Here is a 21,244-nt window from a genome sequence, read left to right as displayed (position 1 = left end):
GGTGAGCACAACGGGAACCGAGACCAAGTCCACGCTCCAGTCCGGAACGGTGGGCGACCCTCGTCTCAAGCGCCACAAGCGCTCGGGCGGGCAGGGCGCTTCCGGAGGCCACCACGGCCGGAGTGGCGTGTCCAGACTGTCGCTGCGGAACTGGCGTGTGCCCGCCCGTCTCACGGCTCTCATCCTCGTGCCCACGGTCGTCGGCGTGCTGCTCGCGACCCTGCGCGTGGTGACGTCGATCGACAGCGTCTCCGCCTACCAGCGGATCGCCGCCGAGGCCCAGATCGCCTCGCACCTGCGCGACCTCGGCATGGAATTGGGCTTGGAACGCGACACGTCCACCTGGGCGCAGGTGAACCGCCAGCAGAAGGCCGCGCTGGAAGAGCAGCGCCGCGCCGTCGACGTCGCGATCACCCGGATCCGGCAGGACCTCACGCGGATCGACGCCGCCTACGGCGTGCGCGCCGTCGAGGCGGCCCGGCAGGTGGGCAACCGCCTGGACAGCCTGCCCGTGCTCCGCGCCGGCGGCCAGCCCGCCAAGTTCACCGACGTGATCACCTCGATCCTGCGCCTGCACGACGAGATCAGCCCGGCCGCCGAGGACGTCGAGCTGGTCGGCGACGCGCGCGGCCTCAGCGCCCTCGCGCACGCCAAGGAGGAGGCGTCCCAGCAGCGCGGCACCCTCATCGGCACTCTCCTGCGCGGCGGGCGGTTCACGCCCGACACCCTTGAGGACTTCATCGCCGCCCGGTCGCGCCAGAAGAGCGCGATGAACACCTTCAACGGCGAGGCCGGAGCCGACAACGGCCGCTACCTCGCGCAGGTCGTGCGCGGCACCCAGGTCATCCGCGCCGAGCTCACCAAGTCGTGGGCCATCGCCCTGGCCAGCCGCAACCTGCCGATCCAGGACGGCAACGGGCGCGCGCTCGCCGTCAAGCAGTGGTTCGACGACAGCACCAAGAACATCGAGCTGCTCAAGCAGGTGGAGTCGCGGGTCGCCGAGTCGCTCGCCGCCCGCGCGTCCGTCCTGGAGTCCGGCGAACGGCGTAACGCGATCATCGCCGTGGTGCTCATCCTCGCGCTGGTCCTGCTCGTCCTCGCGACCACCGTGCTGATCGCCCGCTCGCTGGTCAGGCCCCTGCGCAGGCTGCGCTCCGAGGCCCTGGAGATCGCCGGTTTCCGCCTGCCCGCCGTGGTGCGCCGCATGCGCGAGTCCGGCGACGCCGCCGCGGCGCCCGACGTGCAGCCGATCCTGATCGGCACCCACGACGAGATCGGCGAGGTCGCCACCGCCTTCGACGAGGTCCACCGGCAGGCCCTGCGCCTCGCGGCGGAGGAGTCGCAGCTGCGCGGCAACGTCAACGCGATGTTCGTCAACCTCTCCCGGCGCATCCAGACGCTGGTCGAGCGGCAGATCTCCCTCATCGACGGCCTGGAGCGCGGCGAGCAGGACGGCGGGCGGCTGGCGGACCTGTTCAAGCTCGACCACCTGGCCACGCGCATGCGGCGCAACAGTGAGAACCTGCTGGTCCTGGCCGGGCACGAGGCCGCGCGCAAGCGCAGCCAGCCCGCCAAGCTGGTCGACGTCGTGCGCGCCTCGCTGTCGGAAGTCGAGGACTACGAGCGGGTGAACGTCAAGGTCCACCGCAGCGCGGCCGTCGCCGGGCACGCGGCCAACGACGTCGTGCACCTGGTGGCCGAGCTGGTCGAGAACGCCCTGGCGTTCTCCCCGGGCAACACCCGCGTCGTCGTGTCGAGCAGCATGATCGAGGGCGGAGGCGCCCTGCTGGCGGTCAGCGACTCCGGCATCGGCATGACGCCCGACGAGATCGCCGACACCAACCGCAGGCTGGCGGACCCGCCCGTGGTGGACGTGTCGGTGTCGCGCCGCATGGGCCTGTTCGTGGTCGGCCGGCTGGCGCTGCGCCACGGAATCCGGGTGCAGCTCCGCAGGGGCGACTCGGCCGGGCTGATCGCCATGGTGCTCTTCCCGCCGCAGCTCATCTCCGTGGTCGCCGGCCGCGCGCCGGCGATGCCCCAGCGCGACGACACCCAGGAGACCGGCCCGTTCGGCGGCGCCCCGGGCTTCAACGACGGGGCCGCCGCGCCGGCCCCGAACGGCACCGGATCCGCGGCGGTTCTCAACGGCACCGGATCGCCTGCGGCGTTCAACGGTGCGGGGGCGCAGGGCGCGTTCGGCCCCCGAACGGGCGGCGGGCCCGGCGGCCGTCTCGGCCCGTTCGGCGAGCCCGCGCCCACCGGCCCGATGCCGGCCCGTCCCGGCCCCGCGGGCCCGGGCACCGCTCCGGCCGGCCCCTTCGGCGGGCCGATGGAACCGCCCGGTCCCGGCGCCGGCACCGGCCCCGTGCGGCCGCGCTCGGCGTTCGAGGCGCCGCCCCCGGCCGCCGGTCCCGCCTTCGGGCCCGTGGGCCCCTCGACCGACCCGTCCACGTCCGCGCTGCACGATCTCCCCGAGCCGTCCACGGGGCCGGTCCGGCGCGCGCCGGATCCGTCCCGACCGGCCGGGACGTTCGGCGCGCCGGCCGGTCCGGCCACGGGACCCGCCCGCGGCGGGCCCGCGCCGGAGGGCTTCTCCCCGTGGAACGCCACGGCACGGGCCCCTGTGGAACGCACGCCGCCGCCCGTGCCCGGCGACCCCGGGGCCGGACGGTGGGGGAGCACCGAGCAGGGGGGCGCGGGCGGTAAGGCGCCCGGCGTCCCGGAGTCGCCGCTGGAACGAGGGGACGAGTACTTGCCGATCTTCGCGTCGGTCGAGTCGGCGTGGTTCCGCCGGCCCGACACCCAGGAGATCGCCGCCTCCCGGGCGCAGGAGTCCGAGGGCCCCGCGTCGTCGCCTTCGCCGCGGGAGACCCCGGCGGACGGACCGCGTACGCAGGAGCCCGCGCCCCGCCACGCCGCGGCCGGCGGCGCGTGGGGTTCGGAGGCCGACACCGGATGGCAGGCCGCCGACGCGGTCAAGGACCCCGCCCTCGGCGGGATCACCTCGGCCGGGCTGCCGAAGCGGAAGCCGAAGGCCAATCTGGTCCCGGGCTCGGTGGGAGGGACGCCGTCGCAGCCGCAGGCCGAGGCGTCGTCGGTCCCGCGCCCGGACGTCTCCGCCGATGTCGTCCGCGCCCGTATGTCCCGCTTCCAGCAGGGCATCCAGCGCGGGCGGGCGGACATCTCACAGGCGGTTCCACGCGACCACGAGACCGATCGGCCCGGCGCCGATCGTGGCCGTAGTGAGGAGGAGAATTCGTGATTGAGCTGAGTCACGAGGCACGCAGGTTCGACTGGCTGATCACGGAGTTCGTCAGCGGGACACCGGGCGTGGCGCACGCGGTCGTGGTGTCGGCCGACGGGCTCAGGCTGGCCAACTCGGCGGGCTTCCCGCCGGACCGCGCCGACCAGCTCGCCGCGGTCGCGGCGGGCCTGCTGAGCCTCACCGCGGGTGCGTCCCGCGTGTTCGAGGGCGGCGGCGTGACCCAGACCGTGGTGGAGATGCAGTACGGCATCCTGCTGGTCATGGCCATCAGCGACGGCTCGTGCCTGGCGGTGCTGGCGTCCCCCGAATGCGACATGGGGCTGGTGGCGTACCAGATGACGCTGCTGGTCGAGCGCGCGGGCCAGGTGCTGACCCCGGCCCTGCGCGCTGAGCTTCAGACGTCCAGGATCCGGTGATGCTCGGGGGTGACGGGGCCGAGGACGAGCCTCTCTTCCGTCCGTACGCCGTCACCGGGGGCCGAGCCGAGCCGAGCTACCACCTCGCCATGGAGACTCTGGTCTCCTCGGCCCCGATAATGAGTGATGATTTGTCCCTGCTCACGCCAGAGCAGGAGGCGATCATCATGATGTGCCACTCCGTCCGTTCGGTCGCGGAGATCTCCGCGCTCCTGCGGGTCCCGCTCGGCGTGGCCCGGGTGCTGATCGCCGACATGGCCGACGAAGGTCTGGTCCGCCTGCATCTGCCGCGGCTTAACCAGGGACAACCAGACCACAACCTGCTCGAAAGGGTTCTCAGTGGACTTCGCAGGCTCTAGCCGCGGCGGGGCGCTCACGTCGACGAAGATCGTCGTCGCGGGCGGCTTCGGCGTCGGCAAGACCACCTTCGTGGGGGCGGTGTCGGAGATCCTCCCGCTGACCACCGAGGCGGTCATGACCGACGCCAGCGCCGGCATCGACGACCTGGGTCTGACTCCGCACAAGACGACGACCACGGTCGCGATGGACTTCGGCCGGCTCTCGCTGGACCAGGATCTGATCCTGTACCTGTTCGGCACGCCCGGTCAGCACCGGTTCTGGTTCATGTGGGACGACCTGGTGCGGGGCGCCATCGGCGCGGTCGTGCTGGTGGACACGCGGCGGCTGGCGGACTGCTTCCCGGCGATCGACTACTTCGAGGAGGCCCAGCTCCCGTTCGTCGTCGGCATCAACGGCTGGGACGGGCACTACCCGCACGCCGAGCAGGAGGTCCGCGAGGCGCTGACGCTGGCCCCGCACATCCCGATCGTGCGCACCGACGCCCGGTCCCGGGACGCGGTGAAGTCCACCCTCATCACGCTGGTGGAGTACGTGCTCACCCTCCGGTCGGTGTACGGCCGCACGAACTGATGCGGCGGTCCGGTACGGCGGGCACCGTACCGGACCGCGCGCGGGCTCAGCCCGCCGCCCACCACGACGCGGCCACCAGTTCGGCCACCAGCGTCTCGGTGAGCAGCGCCACGTCCGGGTCGTCGTCGCCCGCGTACCTGACGGCGCGCGCGCCCTCCGGGGCGGGGCCCACCGCCAGCACCGAGGAGCCGCGCCGCCGCACCCAGTCCATCGCCTGCGCGTCGTAGCGCGAGCCGGGGAACAGGATCGCCCGGTAGTCGAGGGTCTTGGTGAGGTACACGTCGACGTGCGCCCAGTCGCCGGTCTCGCACGCGTCGGCGGGCCGGCGCGGCCCCTCGCGGACCATCAGCGCCGACTGCTCGGCGGACGAGAGCCGCTCGGCCGGGGCGATCGTGTAGACGCCGTGCGGCCCGTCCAGCAGCGCGAGCGCGTCGGCGAGCCACGTCCCCCTGCGGTCGAGCAGGTCGGCCGTGGCGTCCGCGGCGCGGCGCAGCAGCCCGGGCACTCCGGTCCCGGCGCCGGTGAGCCGTGCCTCAAGGGCGAGCAGGAGACCCAGCGTGTGCTGGAAGGTGCGGCACGACACCCCGCCGCGCTCCTCGCCCGCGAGCATCGGCACGACCGTGCCCGCGCCCTCGGTGACCGGCGAGCCGGGGGTGTTGGTCAGCACCATGGTGGGTGATTTGTCCTGGTATCGCGACAGTGCATCCAAGGTCTCCCGGCTGCCGCCCGTCGCCGAGATCGCCACGACGAGCGTCTCCTCCGACGGCGGGTACCCCAGCCCGGCCGAGGCGTACTCGGCGACGGCGTCCACCCCGGCGGCGCGCAGCCGCAGCGCGGCGACCCCAGCCGCGTACCGGGAACTGCCCATGCCGAGGAACACCACCCGGCGGATCCCCGGGGACAACTCCTCGAACGGGTCACGTGCCTCCATCGCGACGGCCAGCGCCTCCAGTGACGCGGGCTTGGCCTCCAGGTCGGCGAGATAGAGCTCGGGGTTCACTTGTCCTCCTCGGCGGGGCCATGGACGGCGGTCTCGCCGGGCGTACGGGCGCGCAGGACTCCCATGGGGGCGTAGCGCCAGCGGGGGAGGTGGCGGGCGGCGTAGATGAGTTCGCGGCACTCCTGCTCGATCTCGAACGCGGCGAGCAGGGACTCCTCCAGCACCCACGGCGCCCCCGCCTCGGCGAGCCGCGCCCGGTAGGACGTCAGCAGAGTCTCGCGCGCGACGGACGCCCAGCCCAGGGCGCGGCGGGGGCCGGCGTCCCTGCGCATGATCGCCACCTGGGCCACGTGGTCCAGGCTCGTGAGCAGTTGCGCGAGGTCGCGGGCGGCGGGCTGGAAGGGCTCGGCGCCGGAGACGGTCGGGTTGCCGTCGAAGTCGATGACGGCGTAGCCGTCGCGCCAGCGCAGGACCTGGCCGACGTGCAGGTCGCCGTGGATGCGGATCAGCGGGGTGGCGCCGGCGCGGCCGAGCGCGGCGAACTCCGAGCCCAGTGCTCCGGCATGGGCGGCCAGCCACGCGCCGTCCTCGCCGCCGGTCAGCTCCAGCGCCTCGCCGAGCGCACGCTCCGCGCGCACGGCCCACGCCTCGCCCGGGGCGGTGTGCCGGACCGGATCGGGGAACGTGGGGGAGGGCGTCGCCATGGCGGCGTGCAGGTCGGCGGCGAGGCGTCCGAGGTCGGCCGCGAAGTCGGCGCGTCCGGCCTCGGCCTCGTCCACGCACCACTCCCAGCCGTCGCGGGCCTCGGGCAGGTAGGCCGTCATGAGGGCGACCAGCGTCTCGGGCCCGCCGGCGTCACGGGCGATGAGCGCTGTGTACGGCAGCGCGGTCTCGATGAAGCCGACGGCGGCCAGGTGGGCGTAGACCTCCGGGGCGGGCTGGGGGAGCGGCAGCGGCGGGGTGAGCCACTTGACGACGACCCGTTCGTCCACGATGACCGAGCGGTTGGTCTGGTCCACGTCGAGGCCCCGCTCGGAGGCCGAGATACTGATGTGCGGCAACGGATGGAAGTTCTGGACGACGTGCCCTTCCGGTGGCCGCGCGCCGCGCGCCAGCGCCGCGACGAGCCGCGCGGTCGCGCCGTCCCCCGCGACCGGGGGCCACCGCGCGTCCGTGAGGCCGTCGGTGTCTGTTGAACTCGGATTCAACTCAGCAACCAAACTACGAGCTAACAATGTCCGGAAAAGTCTTGCTCATGTTGATATGTACTGCAACACTCCTGGTTTGGTCTGCCGTGCGAAGGTCAGGCACTGCGGTCTTCCCCCGTACCACAGAACGTCCAAAACCTTAAGGAGTAGCGGCCGTGTCCCGAATCCGGTACACCCGTCGTCTTCCGGCCGCGGCGCTCGCCGCCGGTCTTGCGCTTGCGCTCGCGGCATGTGGTGGTAGCAGCACGACGAGCGCGGACGGAGCGGCGCCCAGCGCGGCGGCCGACCAGCTCAACCCCAATGCCGACCTCAAGAAGCAGTCGCTCAACATCACGATCTGGGATGGCTACAGCCCGAAGGACCTGCCCGAGCGGGTCAAGCAGAATCCGAAGCTCGGCTTCGACGTCAAGGTCGCCATCCACGACACCAACGAGATGGCCATGGCCAAGCTCACCGCGGGCGGCGACAGCGGCATCGACGTCGCCTTCGTCTCGGGCCAGTACGCCCAGGCGCTGAACGAGCAGGGGCTGCTGGAGCCGCTCCACCCCGAGCTGATCCCGAACCTCGCCAACCTGTACCCCGAGGCGTCGCAGCTCTCGTTCGACAAGGGCAACAAGTTCTCGGTGCCCTACACCTGGGGCACCACCGGCATCTGCTACCGCACGGACCTGGTGAAGACGCCGCCGCAGAGCTGGAACGACATCCTCAGCCCGCCGGCCGACCTGCGCGGCAAGGTCACGATGATGACCACCGAGCGGTGGCTCGCCCTGCCGGCGCTCAAGGCGCTCGGCTTCTCCATCAACACCACCGACGACCAGCAGCTCGCCCAGGCCAAGGACCTGCTCCTGAAGGCCAAGAAGACGCTGCTCGCCTACGACGACACCACGTTCGGCGACAAGCTGGACAAGGGCGAGGCGGCCATGGTGGAGGCGTGGGACGGCTGGTGCCCGACCACGAACCCGAAGATCAAGTTCGCGGTGCCGAAGGAGGGCAGCGACCTCTGGTCGGACACCATGGTCATCATGAAGACGTCCAAGAACAAGGAGGCGGCGCACGCCTTCATCAACTTCATCCTCGACCCGGCGGTCCACAGCTGGGTGGCCGAGAACATCCTCTACAAGGTGCCGAACAAGGCCGCCATGGACCTCGTCGCCAAGAACAACGCGGACCTGATCGCGAAGAACACCCCGCTCCAGATGAACCCGGCCGAGCTGCTGCAGGGCGAGTCGATCGTCGACCTCGGCGAGGCGTCGACGAAGTACACCCGCCTGGCCCAAGAGATCGCGGCCAACCAGTAGTGACGGCCAGACGGTACTGAGACGGCTGCTGCCTTGACTGCGAAGCACGACCTCGCACCACCCGGCGCGGCGCCCGGCCCCACGGCCGGCCGGCCGCCGCGCCGGTCGTCACGCCGGTCGCGGGCCCTCGGGACGGCGGGCGCGCGCCTGGCCTTCCTCGGCCCGGGGCTCGGTTATCTCTTCGTCCTGCTGCTGGTGCCGCTGGCCCTGGTCCTCAGCTACACCGTCTTCCGCAGGGGGCGGTTCGGCGGGGTGGTCTACGAGGCGACGAGCGAGAACTTCACCCGCCTGTTCGACCCGCTGTACTTCCACATCGTCCTCGGGTCCATCAAGATCGCCGCGCTGACGACGCTGGTCGCCCTGCTCCTCGGCTACCCGACCGCGTACGCCATCGCCCGGCTGCCCCGCAAGTGGAAGACGATCGCGCTGGTCGCCGTGGTCCTCCCGTTCTGGACCAACTTCCTCATCCGGGTCTACGCCTGGGTGATCATGCTGAGCGGGCCGGGCCTGGTGAACGAGGCGCTCACCGGCATCGGGATCATCGACAAGCCGCTGGAGCTGCTCTACAACCAGGGCACGATCGTCACCGGCCTGTTGTACTCCTACCTGCCGCTGATGATCCTCCCGCTGTACGCGGCCATCGAGCGGCTCGACCCGCAGCTCGGCGAGGCCTCGGCCAACCTCGGCGCGCGGCCCGCCCGCACCTTCCTGTCGGTCACGCTGCCGCTCACCATGCCCGGCATCCTCACCGGGTGCGTCTTCGTGTTCGTGCCCTCCCTGGGGAACTTCGTGATCCCGGAGATCCTCGGCGGCGGACGGTCGATCATGGTGGGCAACCTCATCAGGGACCAGTTCCTGAAGGCCCGCGACTATCCGTTCGGCTCGGCGCTCGCGCTCGCCGTCATCGCCGTGCTGATCGTCCTGCTGTTCCTGCAGGCGTGGGCGTCGCGCGTCTACGGAGGGACGGAGGGCCGCCGTGGCTAGGCGCCGGCTCATCTACGTGCCGTTCTGGCTCACCTACGTCTTCCTGTACACGCCCATCGTCGTGCTGGTCGTGATGTCCTTCAACTCCGGCAGGTCGCCGTACGTCTTCGAGGGCGCGAGCCTGAAGTGGTACGCCACCCTCGCCGGGGACGAGACGGTCCGGGAGGGGTTGATCAACACCCTCGTCGTGGCCGTGGGCACCACCGTGCTGTCCACCGTCCTCGGCACCCTGCTCGCCGTGGGCATGGCCCGCTACACGCGGTCCCGGCTGCTGGACGCGCTCGGCCTGCTGCCCGCCGTGCTCCCCGACATCGTGGTCGGCATCGGCCTGCTGGTGTTCTACAACCTGGTGCAGGTGACGCTCGGCCTGTGGTCGATCGTCCTGGCCCACACGGTCTTCGGCATGGCGTTCGTCGCGGCGGTCGTGCGAACACGGCTCACCCACGCCGACACCTCGCTGGAGGAGGCCTCCCGCGACCTCGGCGCGACGCCGCTCGCCACCTTCACGCGCATCACGCTCCCGGCGCTGGCCCCCGGCATCGCGGCGGGCGCGCTGCTGGCGTTCACGCTTTCGCTGGACGAGTTCGTGATCGCGTTCTTCACCGCCGCGCCCACCCAGCCGACGCTGCCCATCGTGATCTACTCGATGGTCCGCTTCGGGGTCACCCCCGAGATCAACGCGCTGGCGACGATCCTGCTCGCGGTCAGCTTCACCGTGATCATCGTCGCGCAGCGGATGACCCGACTGACGGAGTCCCTGAGATGAGTGCTGTTCCCGAGGCGCCCGCCGTCCCCCGGACGCTGGTGGGCATCGAGGGCGTGTCCCGCCGGTTCGGCGACGTCGTCGCGCTGGACGAGGTCTCCCTGGACATCCGCCAGGGTGAGTTCTTCGCCCTGCTCGGCCCGAGCGGGTGCGGCAAGACCACGCTCCTGCGCATCCTCGCCGGCTTCGAGGCGCCCGACTCCGGTGCCGTCACCCTCGACGGCGCCGACCTGCTGGCGCGCCCGGCCCACCGCCGCCCGGTCAACCTGATGTTCCAGTCCTACGCGCTGTTCCCCCACATGAGCGTGGCCAAGAACGTCGCCTACGGGCTGGAGCGCGAGGGCCTTCCCCGGGGGGAGGTCTCCTCACGGGTGGCGGAGGTGCTCGCGACCGTCGGCCTCACCGAGCAGGCCGGCCGCCGCCCCCACCAGCTCTCCGGCGGCCAGCGGCAGCGGGTGGCCCTGGCCAGGGCCATCGTCAAGCGGCCCCGGCTGCTGCTGCTGGACGAGCCGTTGTCCGCGCTGGACAAGAAGGTCCGCGCCGAGATGCAGCTCGAACTCAAGCGGCTGCAGCACGAGGTCGGCATCACCTTCGTCGTGGTCACCCACGACCAGGAGGAGGCGATGTCGCTGGCCGACCGTATCGCCGTGCTCCAGGCGGGTCGCGTGGAGCAGGTGGACGCGCCCGTGCGCCTGTACGAGCGGCCGGGCACGCCGTTCGTCGCGGGGTTCATCGGGGCCAACAACCTGTTCGAGGGAACCGCCGTGGGAGAGGGCCTGTCGGCGCCCGGCCTCGGCACCCTGCCCGCGCAGGGCGGTCTGGCCGCCGGGACGCCCGCGCTGCTCGGCGTCCGCCCCGAGTCGATCCGGCTCGGCGCGGGGGGCGTCCTGTCCGGCGTCGTCGCCGACGTCAGCTTCTACGGCGGCGTCTCCCACATCGCCGTCCGCGTGCCCGGCCACGAACGGCCGGTGCTCGTCGCGACGCAGGGGCCGACGCGCGTGACGGCCGGCGCCGAGGTCGGGCTGGGCTGGTCCGCCTCGGACGCCGTGCTGATCGCGCGGTGAGCGCGGCGGTGCCGGCCGCGCCGCCGGTCGACGGGTCAGTTGACGGGGGCTTCCAGCATGTTGCCGGTGACCGTCCTGGCGTAGCTGAGGATGAGCTCGGCCGCCTGGTCGGGGCCGATCACGGGGTGGCGCGCGGTGATGCGGTAGCCGTAGGCGTCCTCCAGCGCGACGAGGTTGCGCGCGATCACCACCGAGTCCCCCGTCAGCGTGAAGACGCCGAGCGCCGCGCCGGTGTCCAGGATGGACTGGTACATCGCGACCTGCCGGTCGTACAGCGTGGTCAGCAGCACGGCGTACACCCGGTTGCGGGCCGCCGCGCCGCCGAGCTCGTTCAGCAGCCGCACGCCCGGGTCGTCCGGGCCGACCGGCAGCCCGGACCGGATCGTGACCACCAGCTTCTGCGCGGGGTCGCTGAGGCCCGAGACGCGCTTGACGCGCAGCTCGTAGAACCGCTCCATGCCGGCGTGGTGCGCCTCGACCAGCAGCTCGCTGAGGTCGGGGTAGTGGTAGAGGACCGCCCCCGACGTGAGCCCGGCCTCCTCGGCGACATGGTTGAGGTGCACGCCCTGGGTGCCGTACCTGAGGATCGCCCGGCGCGCGGCCTCGATGAGGTCCACCCGCCGGTCCGCGCGGCTCTTGCGCGAGCTCATGCCAGCCTCCCCTGTGCCCCGTTGTTGAAGTTGGAGTGTAAAACCACTCTTCCCCTCCAGGCCATACGAAACTGGAGTTTGACCTACCCCGCCCAGACGTATTTGAATCGTCCTTCAAATCCGATGGAGTACTGATGGCCACCATACTTTTCATGCCGGAGAGCGCCTACGGGCCGACGAACAACTGCATCGGCATCGGCGACATCCTGCGTCGCCGGGGCCACCGCGTGGTGTTCGCGGCCGAGGCGTCGTGGAAGGGCAAGCTCGTCGCGATGGGGTTCGAGGAGGACCTGGTCGACCTCGCCCCGCCCGCCGAGGAGGAGCAGGACGCGGGCCAGTTCTGGAAGGACTTCATCCGCGACACCGCCCCCGAGTACCGCAAGTCGACCCTCGCGCAGCTCGAGACCGTCACCAAGCCGATCTGGGACGCGCTCATCGACGGCGCCAAGTACTGCGAGCCGCAGCTCAAGGCGATCATCGAGCGGGTGAACCCCGACGTCATCGTCGAGGACAACGTGATCACCTTCCCCGCGCTGCTCACCGCCGGCAAGCCGTTCGTCCGCATCGTCTCCTGCAACCCGCTGGAGATGAAGGGCGAGGACGTCGCGCCCGCGTTCAGCGGCCTGCCCGCGGACGACCGCGGCGAGTGGGACGCCTTCCGCGCCGAGTACGACCGCACGCACCGCGAGATCTGGACCGCGTTCAACGAGTGGGTCGTCGAGCAGGGCGCGCCGCCGCTGCCCGAGCTGGAGTTCATCCACGAGGGCGACCGCAACCTGTACGTGTTCCCCGAGATCGCGGACTACACCGACGCCCGTCCGCTCGGCCCGACGTGGTTCCGCCTGGACTCCTCGGTGCGTGAGACCGACCAGAGCTTCGAGGTGCCCGAGTCGCTGGCCGGCGGCGACGGCGCGCTGATCTACTTCTCGCTCGGCTCGCTCGGCTCGGCCGACGTCGAGCTGATGCAGCGCGTTATCGACGTGCTGGCCACCACGCCGCACCGCTACATCGTCTCCAAGGGCACGCTGCACGAGGAGATCAAGCTGGCGGACAACATGTGGGGCGCCGAGGTCCTCCCGCAGACCAAGGTGCTGCCCCTGGTGGACCTGGTCATCACGCACGGCGGCAACAACACCACCACCGAGGCGCTGCACTTCGGCAAGCCGATGATCCTGCTGCCGCTGTTCTGGGACCAGTACGACAACGCCCAGCGCATCGACGAGCTGGGTCTCGGCGTCCGCCTGTCCACCTACACCTTCACCGACGACGAACTGCGGTCCGCCCTGGACCGGCTGCTCGGGGACACCGCGCTGCGGGCGCGCCTGGCCGAGGCGGGCGAGGAGATCCGCCGCCGCGACGGCGTGCGCAGGGCCGCCGACCTGATCGAGGAGATCGCGACGGGCGGCACGGCCGTCTGAGCACCACCCCCGCCGGTCCCGCCCCCGCGGCGGGGCCGGCCGCACCAACAGGAAAGAGCGCCATGAGCAAGACCCCCGTCAACCCGGCCACCGGAGTAATGCTGGCCCCGGTGCCGGACACCCCGACCGCCGAGGTCGCGCGCGTCGTGCGCGAGGCCAGGGACGCCTACCGGACGTGGGCGGCCGCGACGCCGGGGGAGCGGGCGCGCGTGCTGCTGCGCCTCGCCGACCTGGTCGAGGCCGACGCCGAGGAGCTGACCCGGCTGGAGGTCGCCGAGACCGGCAAGCCCGCGACCGTGTTCCGCGACGGCGAGCTGCCCTTCGCCGCGGACAACCTGCGGTTCTTCGCGGGCGCGGCCCGCTCGCTGGAAGGAAGCGGCGCGGGCGTCCTGAGCGCGGGGTACACCTCGGTGCTCATCCGCCGCCCGCTCGGCGTCGTGGCGTCCATCGCGCCGTGGAACTTCCCGCTGGTGATGGCGATCTGGAAGGTCGGCCCCGCCCTGGCCGCGGGCAACGCCGTCGTGATCAAGCCGGCGCCGCAGACGCCCGGCACCACGCTGCGGCTGGCGGAGCTGGCGGTGAAGGCGGGGCTGCCCGAGGGCGTGCTGCGCGTGGTGACCGGCGACGCCGAGGTGGGGCAGGCCCTGGTCGCGGACCCGGGCGTGGACATGGTCAGCGTGACGGGCTCGACCGCCACCGGCAGGGCCGTCATGCGCGGCGCCGCGGGTGAGGCGGGGCTCAAGCGCGTCCACCTGGAGCTGGGCGGCAAGGCGCCCGCGCTGGTGTTCCAGGACGCCGACCTGGAGGAGATGGCCAGGGGCGTCGCGCTGGGCGCCACGTACAACACCGGGCAGGACTGCACGGCGGCGACCCGCGTGTACGTCGAGCGCGCGGTGTACGACCAGGCGGCCGAGGCGCTGCGGGAGACGCTGGCGGGCATCGCGACCGGCGACCCGTGGGACCCGGCGACCGACATCGGGCCGCTCATCTCCGCGGGTCACCGCGAGCGCGTGCACGGCTTCGTGCGGCGCGCGGCGGACGCGGGAGCGCGGCTCCTGTGCGGCGGGGACGTTCCCGGGGGGCCGGGCTTCTACTACCCGCCCACGCTGGTCGCGGGGGCGGCGCAGGACAGCGAGATAGCGCAGGGCGAGGTTTTCGGACCCGTGCTGGTCGTGATCCCCTTCTCAGGCGAGGACGAAGCGGTGCGCCTCGCCAACGACACCCCGTACGGGCTCGCGTCGTCGGTCTGGTCGCGGGACGTCGCGCGGGCGCTGCGGGTCTCGCATCGCCTCGACGTGGGCGTGACCTGGGTCAATGATCATCTGCCGATCGCGTCGGAGGCCCCACACGGAGGCGTCAAGGGTAGCGGATTCGGCAAGGACATGAGCCAAGAAGCGGTACAAGAGTACTCGGTGACTCGTCATCTGATGATCAAACACGCCGCGCCCGAGCCCCGTGAGGGATTTCGCCCCGCATAGTTACGGAAGCGCAAAGGGGGATTTATCCCATAGACACGTTGTTTGGTCATATTTGTCACTGAATGTGCTGTTGGCCGATCTGGTAAGGGTGTGCTCCAATTACCCTCGCCTGATGGATGTCTCGGACGTCTCATGCGCCTCGCGCGTGACGTACCCCCCTGAACGCCAGGCTCGGTGAGAGGTTGCGAAAACCAGTGAGGACACAAGACCCCCGGGGTAACCCAGGTCGAAAGGGCCGTGTGGATCGGTCCGGGCCATCCATGGCGCGTACGCCGAAGACCGGCAGCCGGCTCCGGCTCCAGAACTGGCGTGTCCGATCACGTCTCGTGGCCCTCATCATCATCCCGACGATCGTGGGCGTCATCCTCGGTGGCGTGCAGCTCGCCGACGCCGCCGCGACCTCGGCGGACTACCGGCGCCTCACCGACGTCGCCACGCTCGTCCAGAAGATCGACGTCCTCGTCCACGAGATCGACAAGGAACGTGACCTGACGGCCTGGTACATCGCCGAGGGCCGGCGGGCGGCGCGGTTCAAGAAGGTGCACGCCCAGCAGGAGATCGTCGACAAGGTCCGCCAGCCCGTCCTCGCGGCGGTGTCCGGCATCGACCAGTCCCACACCGCGCGTGTCCGCGCCGAGGCCGACGAGATCCGCCGCTGGCTGGAGGGCCTGCCCGGTCTCCGCTCCCGAATCGTCGAGGACGTCAGTGTCCCCGCCCGAGCCGCGCTCGGCATGTACGGCCGGGTGGTCACCGTCCTCAGCTCCATGCAGAGCGAGCTCGGCACCTCGGGCGCCGACCAGCGCCTGTTCGGTGACAGCATCGCCCTCGGCGCGCTCAGCCGCGCCAAGGAGGAGGTCTCGCGCCAGCGGGGCATCATGACCGTCGGCCTCGCCACCCGCGGGACCGCGGGCGGCGGGTTCGACTACGACGACTTCGTCAACTTCCCCGGCTCCTGGAGCACCCAGGAGAAGGAGACCGCGACCTTCCTCGCCGAGGCCACCCCCGCCGACGTCAAGTTCTACAACGAGACCGTGCGCGGCCAGCAGGTCGACAAGGCCGACTGGATGCGCGCGCTGGCGCTGGCGCAGCTCCGCCAGTACAAGGAGATCCAGGACCTCGACCTGAACCGCCGCGACGACACCACGCTGTGGTACACCTCCGTCTCGGCGGTAGCCGACCGCATGCGCAAGGTCGAGGAGCGCATGGTCGGCTCGGTCGTCCAGCAGAGCCAGACTCTGCAGGAGGACGCGCAGCGCCAGGCCCTGATCTCCGGCGCCGTCATCGTCGTGCTGTTGCTGCTGGTCCTCATCATCACCATCGTGGTGGCGAGCTCCCTGACCCGACCGCTGCGCCGCCTGCGCGCCGAGGCGCTGGAGATCGCCGGAGTCCGGCTCCCCGAGACCGTCCAGCGTCTGCGCGAGAGCACCGACAGCTCCCCGACGGCGGAGGTCGTGCCCATCGGCGTCACCTCGCGCGACGAGATGGGAGAAGTCGCCCGCGCCTTCGACGAGGTCCACCGCGAGGCGATCCGCCTGGCGGGCGATGAGGCCCGTCTGCGCAGCAACGTCAACGCGATGTTCGTCAACCTCTCCCGGCGCAGCCAGACGCTGGTCGAGCGGCAGCTCACCCTCATCGACGGCCTGGAGCAGGGCGAGCAGGACGAGAGCCGGCTCGCCAACCTGTTCAAGCTCGACCACCTGGCCACCCGCATGCGGCGCAACAGCGAGAACCTGCTGGTCCTCGCGGGCCAGGAGACCGCGCGCCGGTGGAGCCAGCCGGTCCCGATCGTCGACATCGTCCGCGCGTCGCTGTCGGAGGTCGAGAACTACGAGCGGGTCGACCTGCGGGTGCCGTCCGGGACGGCCATCGTCGGCCAGGCGGTCAACGACGTCGTCCACCTGGTCGCCGAGCTGGTCGAGAACGCCATCTCCTTCTCGCCGCGCGAGACCAAGGTCATCGTCTCCAGCAACCGCATCGACGGCGGCGGCATGATGATCTCGGTCAGCGACAGCGGCATCGGCATGACGTCCGAAGAGCTCGCCGAGTGCAACTGGCGGCTGGCGAACCCGCCGGTCGTGGACGTCTCGGTGTCGCGCCGCATGGGCCTGTTCGTGGTCGGCCGCCTCGCGCTGCGCCACAGCATCCGGGTGCAGCTCCGCCAGCAGGACGCCGGCGGCCTGACCGCGATGGTGCTGCTGCCCGAGTCGCTGCTGTCCGCCCCCGGCGCGCCACAGTACGCGGGCATGCCGGCCGCCGAGGTCACCGGCCAGTTCGGCGGGGGTTCGCCGTTCGCCACGCCCGGCGCCTTCGAGAGCTCCGGCTCGCGGGGCATGCGCGCCCCGGTGTTCGGAGCCGACGACCCCGGAAGCTCCGCGGGTCCCGGCCCGGTCAACCGCGGCCCCTTCCAGCGTGGGCCGTTCGAGCGCCCGGCGGGCGGCGGCGCGTTCGAGCGCCCGCAGACCCCCGGACGCGACCCGTTCGCCACGCCGGGCGGGCAGGGCGGCGCGCCCGGCGAGCTCAGCCCGTTCGAGAACCCCTTCGAGCGCCCGCGGGCCGAGAAGGACGCGGCCGGCGAGCAGGACCCCTTCGACCGCTACTTCAACCCCAACCCGCCGCTCGACACGCCCTGGCCCTCGGACGTACCCCCGCCCGGGGGCGCCAAGGCCGACTCCGGCTGGCCCGACCCCGCCGACCAGGACACCGCGTCGTGGCCGGCCGTCTCGTCCGGCGGGCACACGGGCCCGGTCACCGGCGGCCGCCAAGGCCCCGTGACCGGTGGTCAGGCGGGTCCCGCGACCGGCGGGCGCTCCGGCCCCGGCACGGGCCCCGTCGCCGGCGGCTTCGGCGGACCCGTCACCGGGAGCGGCCCCGCCACCGGACCGCTCGAAAGATCGGCCCGCACGTTCGGCGCCGTGCCGGACATGGACCACACCGGGCCGCTGCCCGCCGTCCACACCTCGCCGCTGGACGAGGCGCAGGAGGAGTTCCTCCCGATCTTCGCGGCCGTCGAGTCGGACTGGTTCCGCCGCAGCGACGTCGTCGAGGCGGAGACCTCCTCCTTCGACGCGATCCCGCACGAGGAGCCCCCGGCCCCCGCCGCGCCGGTCCCCGCGTACGCCGAGGAGGCCCCGGCCCCCATGCGACCGGCCGAGGCCAGGACCTGGTCCTCCCCGGGCGACGCGGGCTGGCAGGCCGCCCAGGCGGCGAGCGACCCTTCGCTCGGAGGCATCACCTCCTCCGGGCTGCCCAAGCGGGTGCCGAAAGCGAACCTCGTCCCCGGCTCGGCCGACCCCGGGCCCTCCGTCTTCGCCTCGCCGCAGCCGACGCTCTCGCCCGACCGGGTGCGCAGCCGGCTGTCGAGCTTCCAGCAGGGCGTGCGCAGGGGACGGGCCGCCGCCCGCGGCGAGCTCAACGACGACCTTTCCACAAATGGAAACGGTGAACGCAACAAGGAGGACTCGTGAGGGAGCTGAGCCAGGCGGCCCGTGGCGTCAACTGGCTGATCACCGACTTCGTGAACAACGTCCCTGGCGTTGCTCACACGGTCGTGGTGTCGGCCGACGGACTGCCCCTGGCCTTCTCAGAAGGCTTCCCGAAGGACAGGGCCGACCAGCTCGCGGCGGTGGCCGCGGGTCTGATCAGCCTGACCCAGGGCGCCTCCCGGGTTTTCGAGGGCGGGGCGGTCACGCAGACCGTCGTGGAGATGCAGCGGGGGCTTCTGCTGATCATGTCGGTCAGCGACGGTTCCTGTCTCGCCGTGCTCGCTGCCGCCGACTGTGACATGGGCCTGGTGGCCTACCAGATGACGTTGTTGGTCGAGCGTGCCGGTCAGGTATTGACCCCGGCTGTGCGTGCCGAACTCCAGGCGTCTCAACCCAGGTGAGAGGCCGATGACAGGAGGACGCCATGGCACGTCGTGGCTGGACGGATGACGGCGACCCGCTGAGCGGCGGTTCGTCGTACGCGCAGATCGAGGATCCTCGCCGGTTCCCCGGCGCGGCCGCGCCCTATCCCGCGCCGGAACCGGTGGAGCAGAGCTCGCTGGTCCGGCCCTACGCCATGACCGGGGGGCGCACCGCGCCGAGGACCTCCCTGGCCATGGAGGCCCTTGTCTCCTCCGCCACGTCGGCGCACCACGATATTTCGGTGCTCACCCCGGAGAAGCAGGCGATCAGCACGCTGTGCCGTCAGGTGCGGTCGGTCGCGGAAATCGCCGCGATGCTGCGGATGCCGCTCGGCGTGGCCAGGATCGTGATCGCCGACATGGCGGCCGAGGGCCTCGTCCAGGTGCACCACCCGCAGCTCGAAACGGGCAAGCCGGATCTCAACCTGCTCGAAAGGGTTCTCAGTGGACTTCGCAGGCTCTAGCCGCGGCGGGGCGCTCACGTCGACGAAGATCGTCGTCGCGGGCGGCTTCGGCGTCGGCAAGACCACCTTCGTGGGGGCTGTGTCGGAGATCGTCCCCCTCACGACCGAGGCGGTCATGACGGACGCCAGCGCCGGCATCGACGATCTCGGGCTGACTCCGAACAAGACCACCACCACCGTGGCGATGGACTTCGGCCGTGTGTCGCTGGACCAGGATTTGATCCTGTACCTGTTCGGCACGCCCGGTCAGCACCGGTTCTGGTTCATGTGGGACGACCTGGTGCGGGGCGCCATCGGCGCGGTCGTGCTGGTGGACACGCGGCGGCTGGCGGACTGCTTCCCGGCGATCGACTACTTCGAGGAGGCCCAGCTCCCGTTCGTCGTCGGCATCAACGGCTGGGACGGCAGGTACGCCCACGCCGACGAGGAGGTCCGCGAGGCGCTGACGCTGGCCCCGCACATCCCGCTCGTGCGGACCGACGCCCGCTCGCGCGACTCGGTGAAGAGCACGCTCATCGCGCTGGTCGAGCACGCGCTGACCATGCGGGTGGCGGTTCCCGGCTGGGGAGGCCGCTGACCTCCCCGCCGGGAACCGCCCCCGGCGGCCGGTCCTAGATCGGCCTGGCCTCGATCAGGCTGGCGTGGAACGGCAGCGGGATGACGTCCGTGACCGTCATGCCCGCCTTCTCGATCAGCACGGTGTGCTCGGAGCGGCTGCGCTCGCGGCCCTGCCCGAACAGCCCCATCATCCGGATGTCGAGGTCCTTGCCGTAGTGCGGGGTGTCGTCGTCCGGCACGACGATCTCGACCAGCAGCAGGCGCGCGTCGTCGGCCATCGCGGCGCGCACCGTCTTCAGGATGCGCAGCGCGTTGGTGTCGTCCCAGTTGTGGATGACGCTGCCCATCAGGTACGCGTCGGCGCCCTCCGGCGCGGCGGCGAAGAAGTCGCCGCTCACGAACTCGCACCGGTCGGTCAGGCCCCAGGAGTCGAACGCCGCCCGGGCGTCCGGCAGGACGTGCGGCAGCTCGAACAGCAGGCCGCGCAGGTCGGGGTTGGCCCGGAGCACCTCCGCCAGGATGTGCCCGCGCCCGCCGCCGAGGTCGGCGAGCTTCCCGATCGAGGAGAAGTCGTACCGCTCGGCGACGCCCCGCGCCATGGGGAGCGCGCGGTTGGTCATGAAGTTGTTGAAGACCGACGCGAGGTCGGGGTGCTTGGACAGGTAGTCGTACAGGACGCCGTACCGCTCGGTGAAGGCGGACCGCCCCGTGCGCACCGTCTCGGTGAGCAGCTCGTTGGTGGCGGAGGAGAGCACCGGGTCCATGTTCGTCAGCACGGCGCTGCGCATGGACCCCTCGGCGTCGTCGGTGAGCAGCGCGCCGGCCTCGGTGAGGGCGTAGGTGTCGACGTCCACGGTCCTGACCACGCCCACCGCGCCAAGCGTCCGCAGGATCCGGCCGAGCGAGGGCGCGTGCGCCCCGCAGCGCCCGGCCAGCTCGGACACCGTCAGCGGCCCTTCGGCCAGGTGGCGGGCACAGTCGAGTTCGACCATGGTCTTCAGGGCCGAGAGGCGCCAACCACCGGCGATGATCTCGGTGATGGCGCTCGAAGGCTCGGTCATGTGCACTCCAGTCGTGAGATGCGGCCCCCGGAGGGTGCCGGGAGGGTCATGCCTGCTGGGAGGCATGGAACGGGGGGAGCGGTTCCTTGGCGCGCACCAGGCGCCCGACCTCGGCGCGCAGGTGCACGAACGCGGGCAGTTCCCTGGTGGCGATCTGGTCGCGGGGGAAGGGCAGGTCGACGCTCAGCTCTCCCGCGACTCGGGCCGGTGACTTCGTGAGGACGACGACGCGGTCCCCGACGTACACGCTCTCGTCGATGTCGTGTGTGATCAGCAGGATCGTCATCCGGTGCAGCTCGCGCACCTTCAGCACCAGATCCTCCAGGTCCTCACGCGTCTGGGCGTCCACCGAGCCGAAGGGCTCGTCCATGAGCAGCAGCGTGGGACGGTACGCCAGGGCGCGGGCGATCGCCACGCGCTGCTGCATGCCGCCCGACAGCTCCCACGGGTACTTCGCCTCCGCGCCCGGCAGCCCCACCTCGGCCAGCGCCTCGGCCGCGGCGGCGCGCCGGGCCGCGCGGCCCATGCCACGGCGCCGCAGGGGGAGCGCCACGTTCTCGCCGACCGTCATCCAGGGGAACAGCGAGCGGCTGTAGTCCTGGAAGACGACCGCCAGGTCGCCCGGCGTGCCGGTGACGTGGCCGTCCCGGATGCGGATGTGCCCGTCCGTGGGCTCGATGAGCCCCGCGATGGAGCGGAGCAGGGTGGACTTGCCACAGCCGGAGGGCCCGACCACGCTCACCAGTTCCCCTTCGGCGACCTTCAGGTCGATCCCGCCGAGGGCGTGGTGGGCGGAGGGCCCCTGGCCGTAGGTGTGCCTCAGGTTGACGACGTCGAGCACGA

19 protein-coding genes are annotated in these 21,244 nt (G+C 71.7%); 14 read left to right on the top strand and 5 right to left on the bottom strand.

Annotated features, from left to right (window positions below; translation table 11 throughout):
* Window position 1 precedes the first annotated feature (1 nt).
* The 4 genes from DQ384_RS12475 to DQ384_RS12460 are packed head-to-tail and all read left to right on the top strand — an operon-like array spanning window position 2 to window position 4,611.
* Window positions 2-3,262, top strand: a complete 3,261-nt coding sequence (locus tag DQ384_RS12475; RefSeq protein ID WP_147268754.1) for a sensor histidine kinase — start codon at window positions 2-4, stop codon at window positions 3,260-3,262.
* Window positions 3,259-3,681, top strand: a complete 423-nt coding sequence (locus tag DQ384_RS12470) for a roadblock/LC7 domain-containing protein (RefSeq protein ID WP_114028928.1) — start codon at window positions 3,259-3,261, stop codon at window positions 3,679-3,681. Before DQ384_RS12475 ends, DQ384_RS12470 begins: the two co-directional genes overlap by 4 nt.
* Window positions 3,681-4,040, top strand: coding sequence for a DUF742 domain-containing protein (locus tag DQ384_RS12465; protein WP_114028927.1), 360 nt, complete (start codon window positions 3,681-3,683; stop codon window positions 4,038-4,040). The genes DQ384_RS12470 and DQ384_RS12465 overlap by 1 nt, the downstream gene beginning before the upstream one ends.
* Window positions 4,021-4,611 (top strand): GTP-binding protein, encoded by a 591-nt coding sequence (locus DQ384_RS12460; protein WP_114028926.1) that lies wholly within the window; start codon window positions 4,021-4,023, stop codon window positions 4,609-4,611. The genes DQ384_RS12465 and DQ384_RS12460 overlap by 20 nt, the downstream gene beginning before the upstream one ends.
* 46 nt (window positions 4,612-4,657) lie before the next feature.
* On the opposite strand, the gene DQ384_RS12455 is transcribed toward DQ384_RS12460, so the two are convergent.
* Both DQ384_RS12455 and DQ384_RS12450 read right to left on the bottom strand, forming a co-directional pair.
* A complete protein-coding gene (locus DQ384_RS12455) occupies window positions 4,658-5,611 on the bottom strand; it encodes an SIS domain-containing protein (RefSeq protein ID WP_114028925.1) in 954 nt (317 codons plus the stop codon).
* Window positions 5,608-6,759: an aminoglycoside phosphotransferase gene (locus DQ384_RS12450; protein WP_114028924.1), complete on the bottom strand. Its 1,152-nt coding sequence runs from the start codon at window positions 6,757-6,759 to the stop codon at window positions 5,608-5,610. Before DQ384_RS12450 ends, DQ384_RS12455 begins: the two co-directional genes overlap by 4 nt.
* A 155-nt stretch (window positions 6,760-6,914) precedes the next feature.
* Here DQ384_RS12450 and DQ384_RS12445 point away from each other — a divergent pair, with 155 nt between their 5' ends.
* From DQ384_RS12445 to DQ384_RS12430, 4 genes are read left to right on the top strand one after another with little or no spacing between them, the layout of a single operon-like run.
* Window positions 6,915-8,057 carry a polyamine ABC transporter substrate-binding protein gene (locus DQ384_RS12445; protein ID WP_114028923.1) on the top strand — a complete coding sequence of 381 codons (1,143 nt, stop codon included), beginning with the start codon at window positions 6,915-6,917 and terminating at the stop codon, window positions 8,055-8,057.
* Window positions 8,058-8,090: 33 nt separating this feature from the next.
* The gene (locus tag DQ384_RS12440; protein WP_114028922.1) at window positions 8,091-9,041 is read left to right on the top strand and encodes an ABC transporter permease; all 951 of its coding nucleotides are present in this window, start codon (window positions 8,091-8,093) and stop codon (window positions 9,039-9,041) included.
* A complete protein-coding gene (locus tag DQ384_RS12435) occupies window positions 9,034-9,807 on the top strand; it encodes an ABC transporter permease (protein WP_181871170.1) in 774 nt (257 codons plus the stop codon). The genes DQ384_RS12440 and DQ384_RS12435 overlap by 8 nt, the downstream gene beginning before the upstream one ends.
* Complete coding sequence (locus DQ384_RS12430) at window positions 9,804-10,868, top strand: ABC transporter ATP-binding protein (protein ID WP_181871169.1); 1,065 nt, start codon at window positions 9,804-9,806, stop codon at window positions 10,866-10,868. The genes DQ384_RS12435 and DQ384_RS12430 overlap by 4 nt, the downstream gene beginning before the upstream one ends.
* Before the next feature lie 35 nt (window positions 10,869-10,903).
* Here the strand turns inward: DQ384_RS12430 and DQ384_RS12425 are convergent, their stop codons facing one another.
* Window positions 10,904-11,518: a TetR/AcrR family transcriptional regulator gene (locus tag DQ384_RS12425; protein WP_114028921.1), complete on the bottom strand. Its 615-nt coding sequence runs from the start codon at window positions 11,516-11,518 to the stop codon at window positions 10,904-10,906.
* A gap of 134 nt (window positions 11,519-11,652) precedes the next feature.
* On the opposite strand from DQ384_RS12425, the gene DQ384_RS12420 reads away from it, so the two are divergent.
* From DQ384_RS12420 to DQ384_RS12395, 6 genes are all read left to right on the top strand, one after another.
* The gene (locus DQ384_RS12420) at window positions 11,653-12,936 is read left to right on the top strand and encodes a glycosyltransferase (protein ID WP_114028920.1); all 1,284 of its coding nucleotides are present in this window, start codon (window positions 11,653-11,655) and stop codon (window positions 12,934-12,936) included.
* A 62-nt stretch (window positions 12,937-12,998) separates the two neighbouring features.
* On the top strand, window positions 12,999-14,414 hold the full coding sequence (locus tag DQ384_RS12415) for an aminobutyraldehyde dehydrogenase (RefSeq protein ID WP_114028919.1): 1,416 nt from the start codon (window positions 12,999-13,001) through the stop codon (window positions 14,412-14,414).
* A gap of 326 nt (window positions 14,415-14,740) precedes the next feature.
* Window positions 14,741-17,878: a sensor histidine kinase gene (locus DQ384_RS12410; protein WP_181871168.1), complete on the top strand. Its 3,138-nt coding sequence runs from the start codon at window positions 14,741-14,743 to the stop codon at window positions 17,876-17,878.
* Window positions 17,875-18,297 carry a roadblock/LC7 domain-containing protein gene (locus DQ384_RS12405; protein ID WP_114028917.1) on the top strand — a complete coding sequence of 141 codons (423 nt, stop codon included), beginning with the start codon at window positions 17,875-17,877 and terminating at the stop codon, window positions 18,295-18,297. Before DQ384_RS12410 ends, DQ384_RS12405 begins: the two co-directional genes overlap by 4 nt.
* Window positions 18,298-18,320: 23 nt before the next feature.
* Window positions 18,321-18,782, top strand: coding sequence for a DUF742 domain-containing protein (locus tag DQ384_RS12400; protein ID WP_114028916.1), 462 nt, complete (start codon window positions 18,321-18,323; stop codon window positions 18,780-18,782).
* On the top strand, window positions 18,763-19,359 hold the full coding sequence (locus DQ384_RS12395) for a GTP-binding protein (RefSeq protein ID WP_114028915.1): 597 nt from the start codon (window positions 18,763-18,765) through the stop codon (window positions 19,357-19,359). Before DQ384_RS12400 ends, DQ384_RS12395 begins: the two co-directional genes overlap by 20 nt.
* A gap of 34 nt (window positions 19,360-19,393) precedes the next feature.
* On the opposite strand, the gene DQ384_RS12390 is transcribed toward DQ384_RS12395, so the two are convergent.
* Window positions 19,394-20,401, bottom strand: a complete 1,008-nt coding sequence (locus tag DQ384_RS12390) for a methyltransferase (RefSeq protein ID WP_114028914.1) — start codon at window positions 20,399-20,401, stop codon at window positions 19,394-19,396.
* Between the two features lie 46 nt (window positions 20,402-20,447).
* Complete coding sequence (locus tag DQ384_RS12385) at window positions 20,448-21,242, bottom strand: ABC transporter ATP-binding protein (protein ID WP_114028913.1); 795 nt, start codon at window positions 21,240-21,242, stop codon at window positions 20,448-20,450.
* Between the last annotated feature and the right edge of the window lie 2 nt (window positions 21,243-21,244).

The organism is Sphaerisporangium album, assembly GCF_003323745.1.
In the GTDB taxonomy this organism is placed as follows: domain Bacteria; phylum Actinomycetota; class Actinomycetes; order Streptosporangiales; family Streptosporangiaceae; genus Sphaerisporangium; species Sphaerisporangium album.
Note: the sequence above shows the minus strand (reverse complement) of the source record. Positions and strands in the feature narration are given on the sequence as shown.

Bases quoted from the DNA above. Each gene is read 5' to 3' on its own strand.
- DQ384_RS12465 (WP_114028927.1), top strand. From the start codon at position 3,681: ATGCTCGGGGGTGACGGGGCCGAGGACGAGCCTCTCTTCCGTCCGTAC.
- DQ384_RS12430 (WP_181871169.1), top strand. From the start codon at position 9,804: ATGAGTGCTGTTCCCGAGGCGCCCGCCGTCCCCCGGACGCTGGTGGGC.
- DQ384_RS12425 (WP_114028921.1), bottom strand. From the start codon at position 11,518: ATGAGCTCGCGCAAGAGCCGCGCGGACCGGCGGGTGGACCTCATCGAG.
- DQ384_RS12420 (WP_114028920.1), top strand. From the start codon at position 11,653: ATGGCCACCATACTTTTCATGCCGGAGAGCGCCTACGGGCCGACGAAC.
- DQ384_RS12415 (WP_114028919.1), top strand. From the start codon at position 12,999: ATGAGCAAGACCCCCGTCAACCCGGCCACCGGAGTAATGCTGGCCCCG.
- DQ384_RS12400 (WP_114028916.1), top strand. From the start codon at position 18,321: ATGGCACGTCGTGGCTGGACGGATGACGGCGACCCGCTGAGCGGCGGT.
- DQ384_RS12390 (WP_114028914.1), bottom strand. From the start codon at position 20,401: ATGACCGAGCCTTCGAGCGCCATCACCGAGATCATCGCCGGTGGTTGG.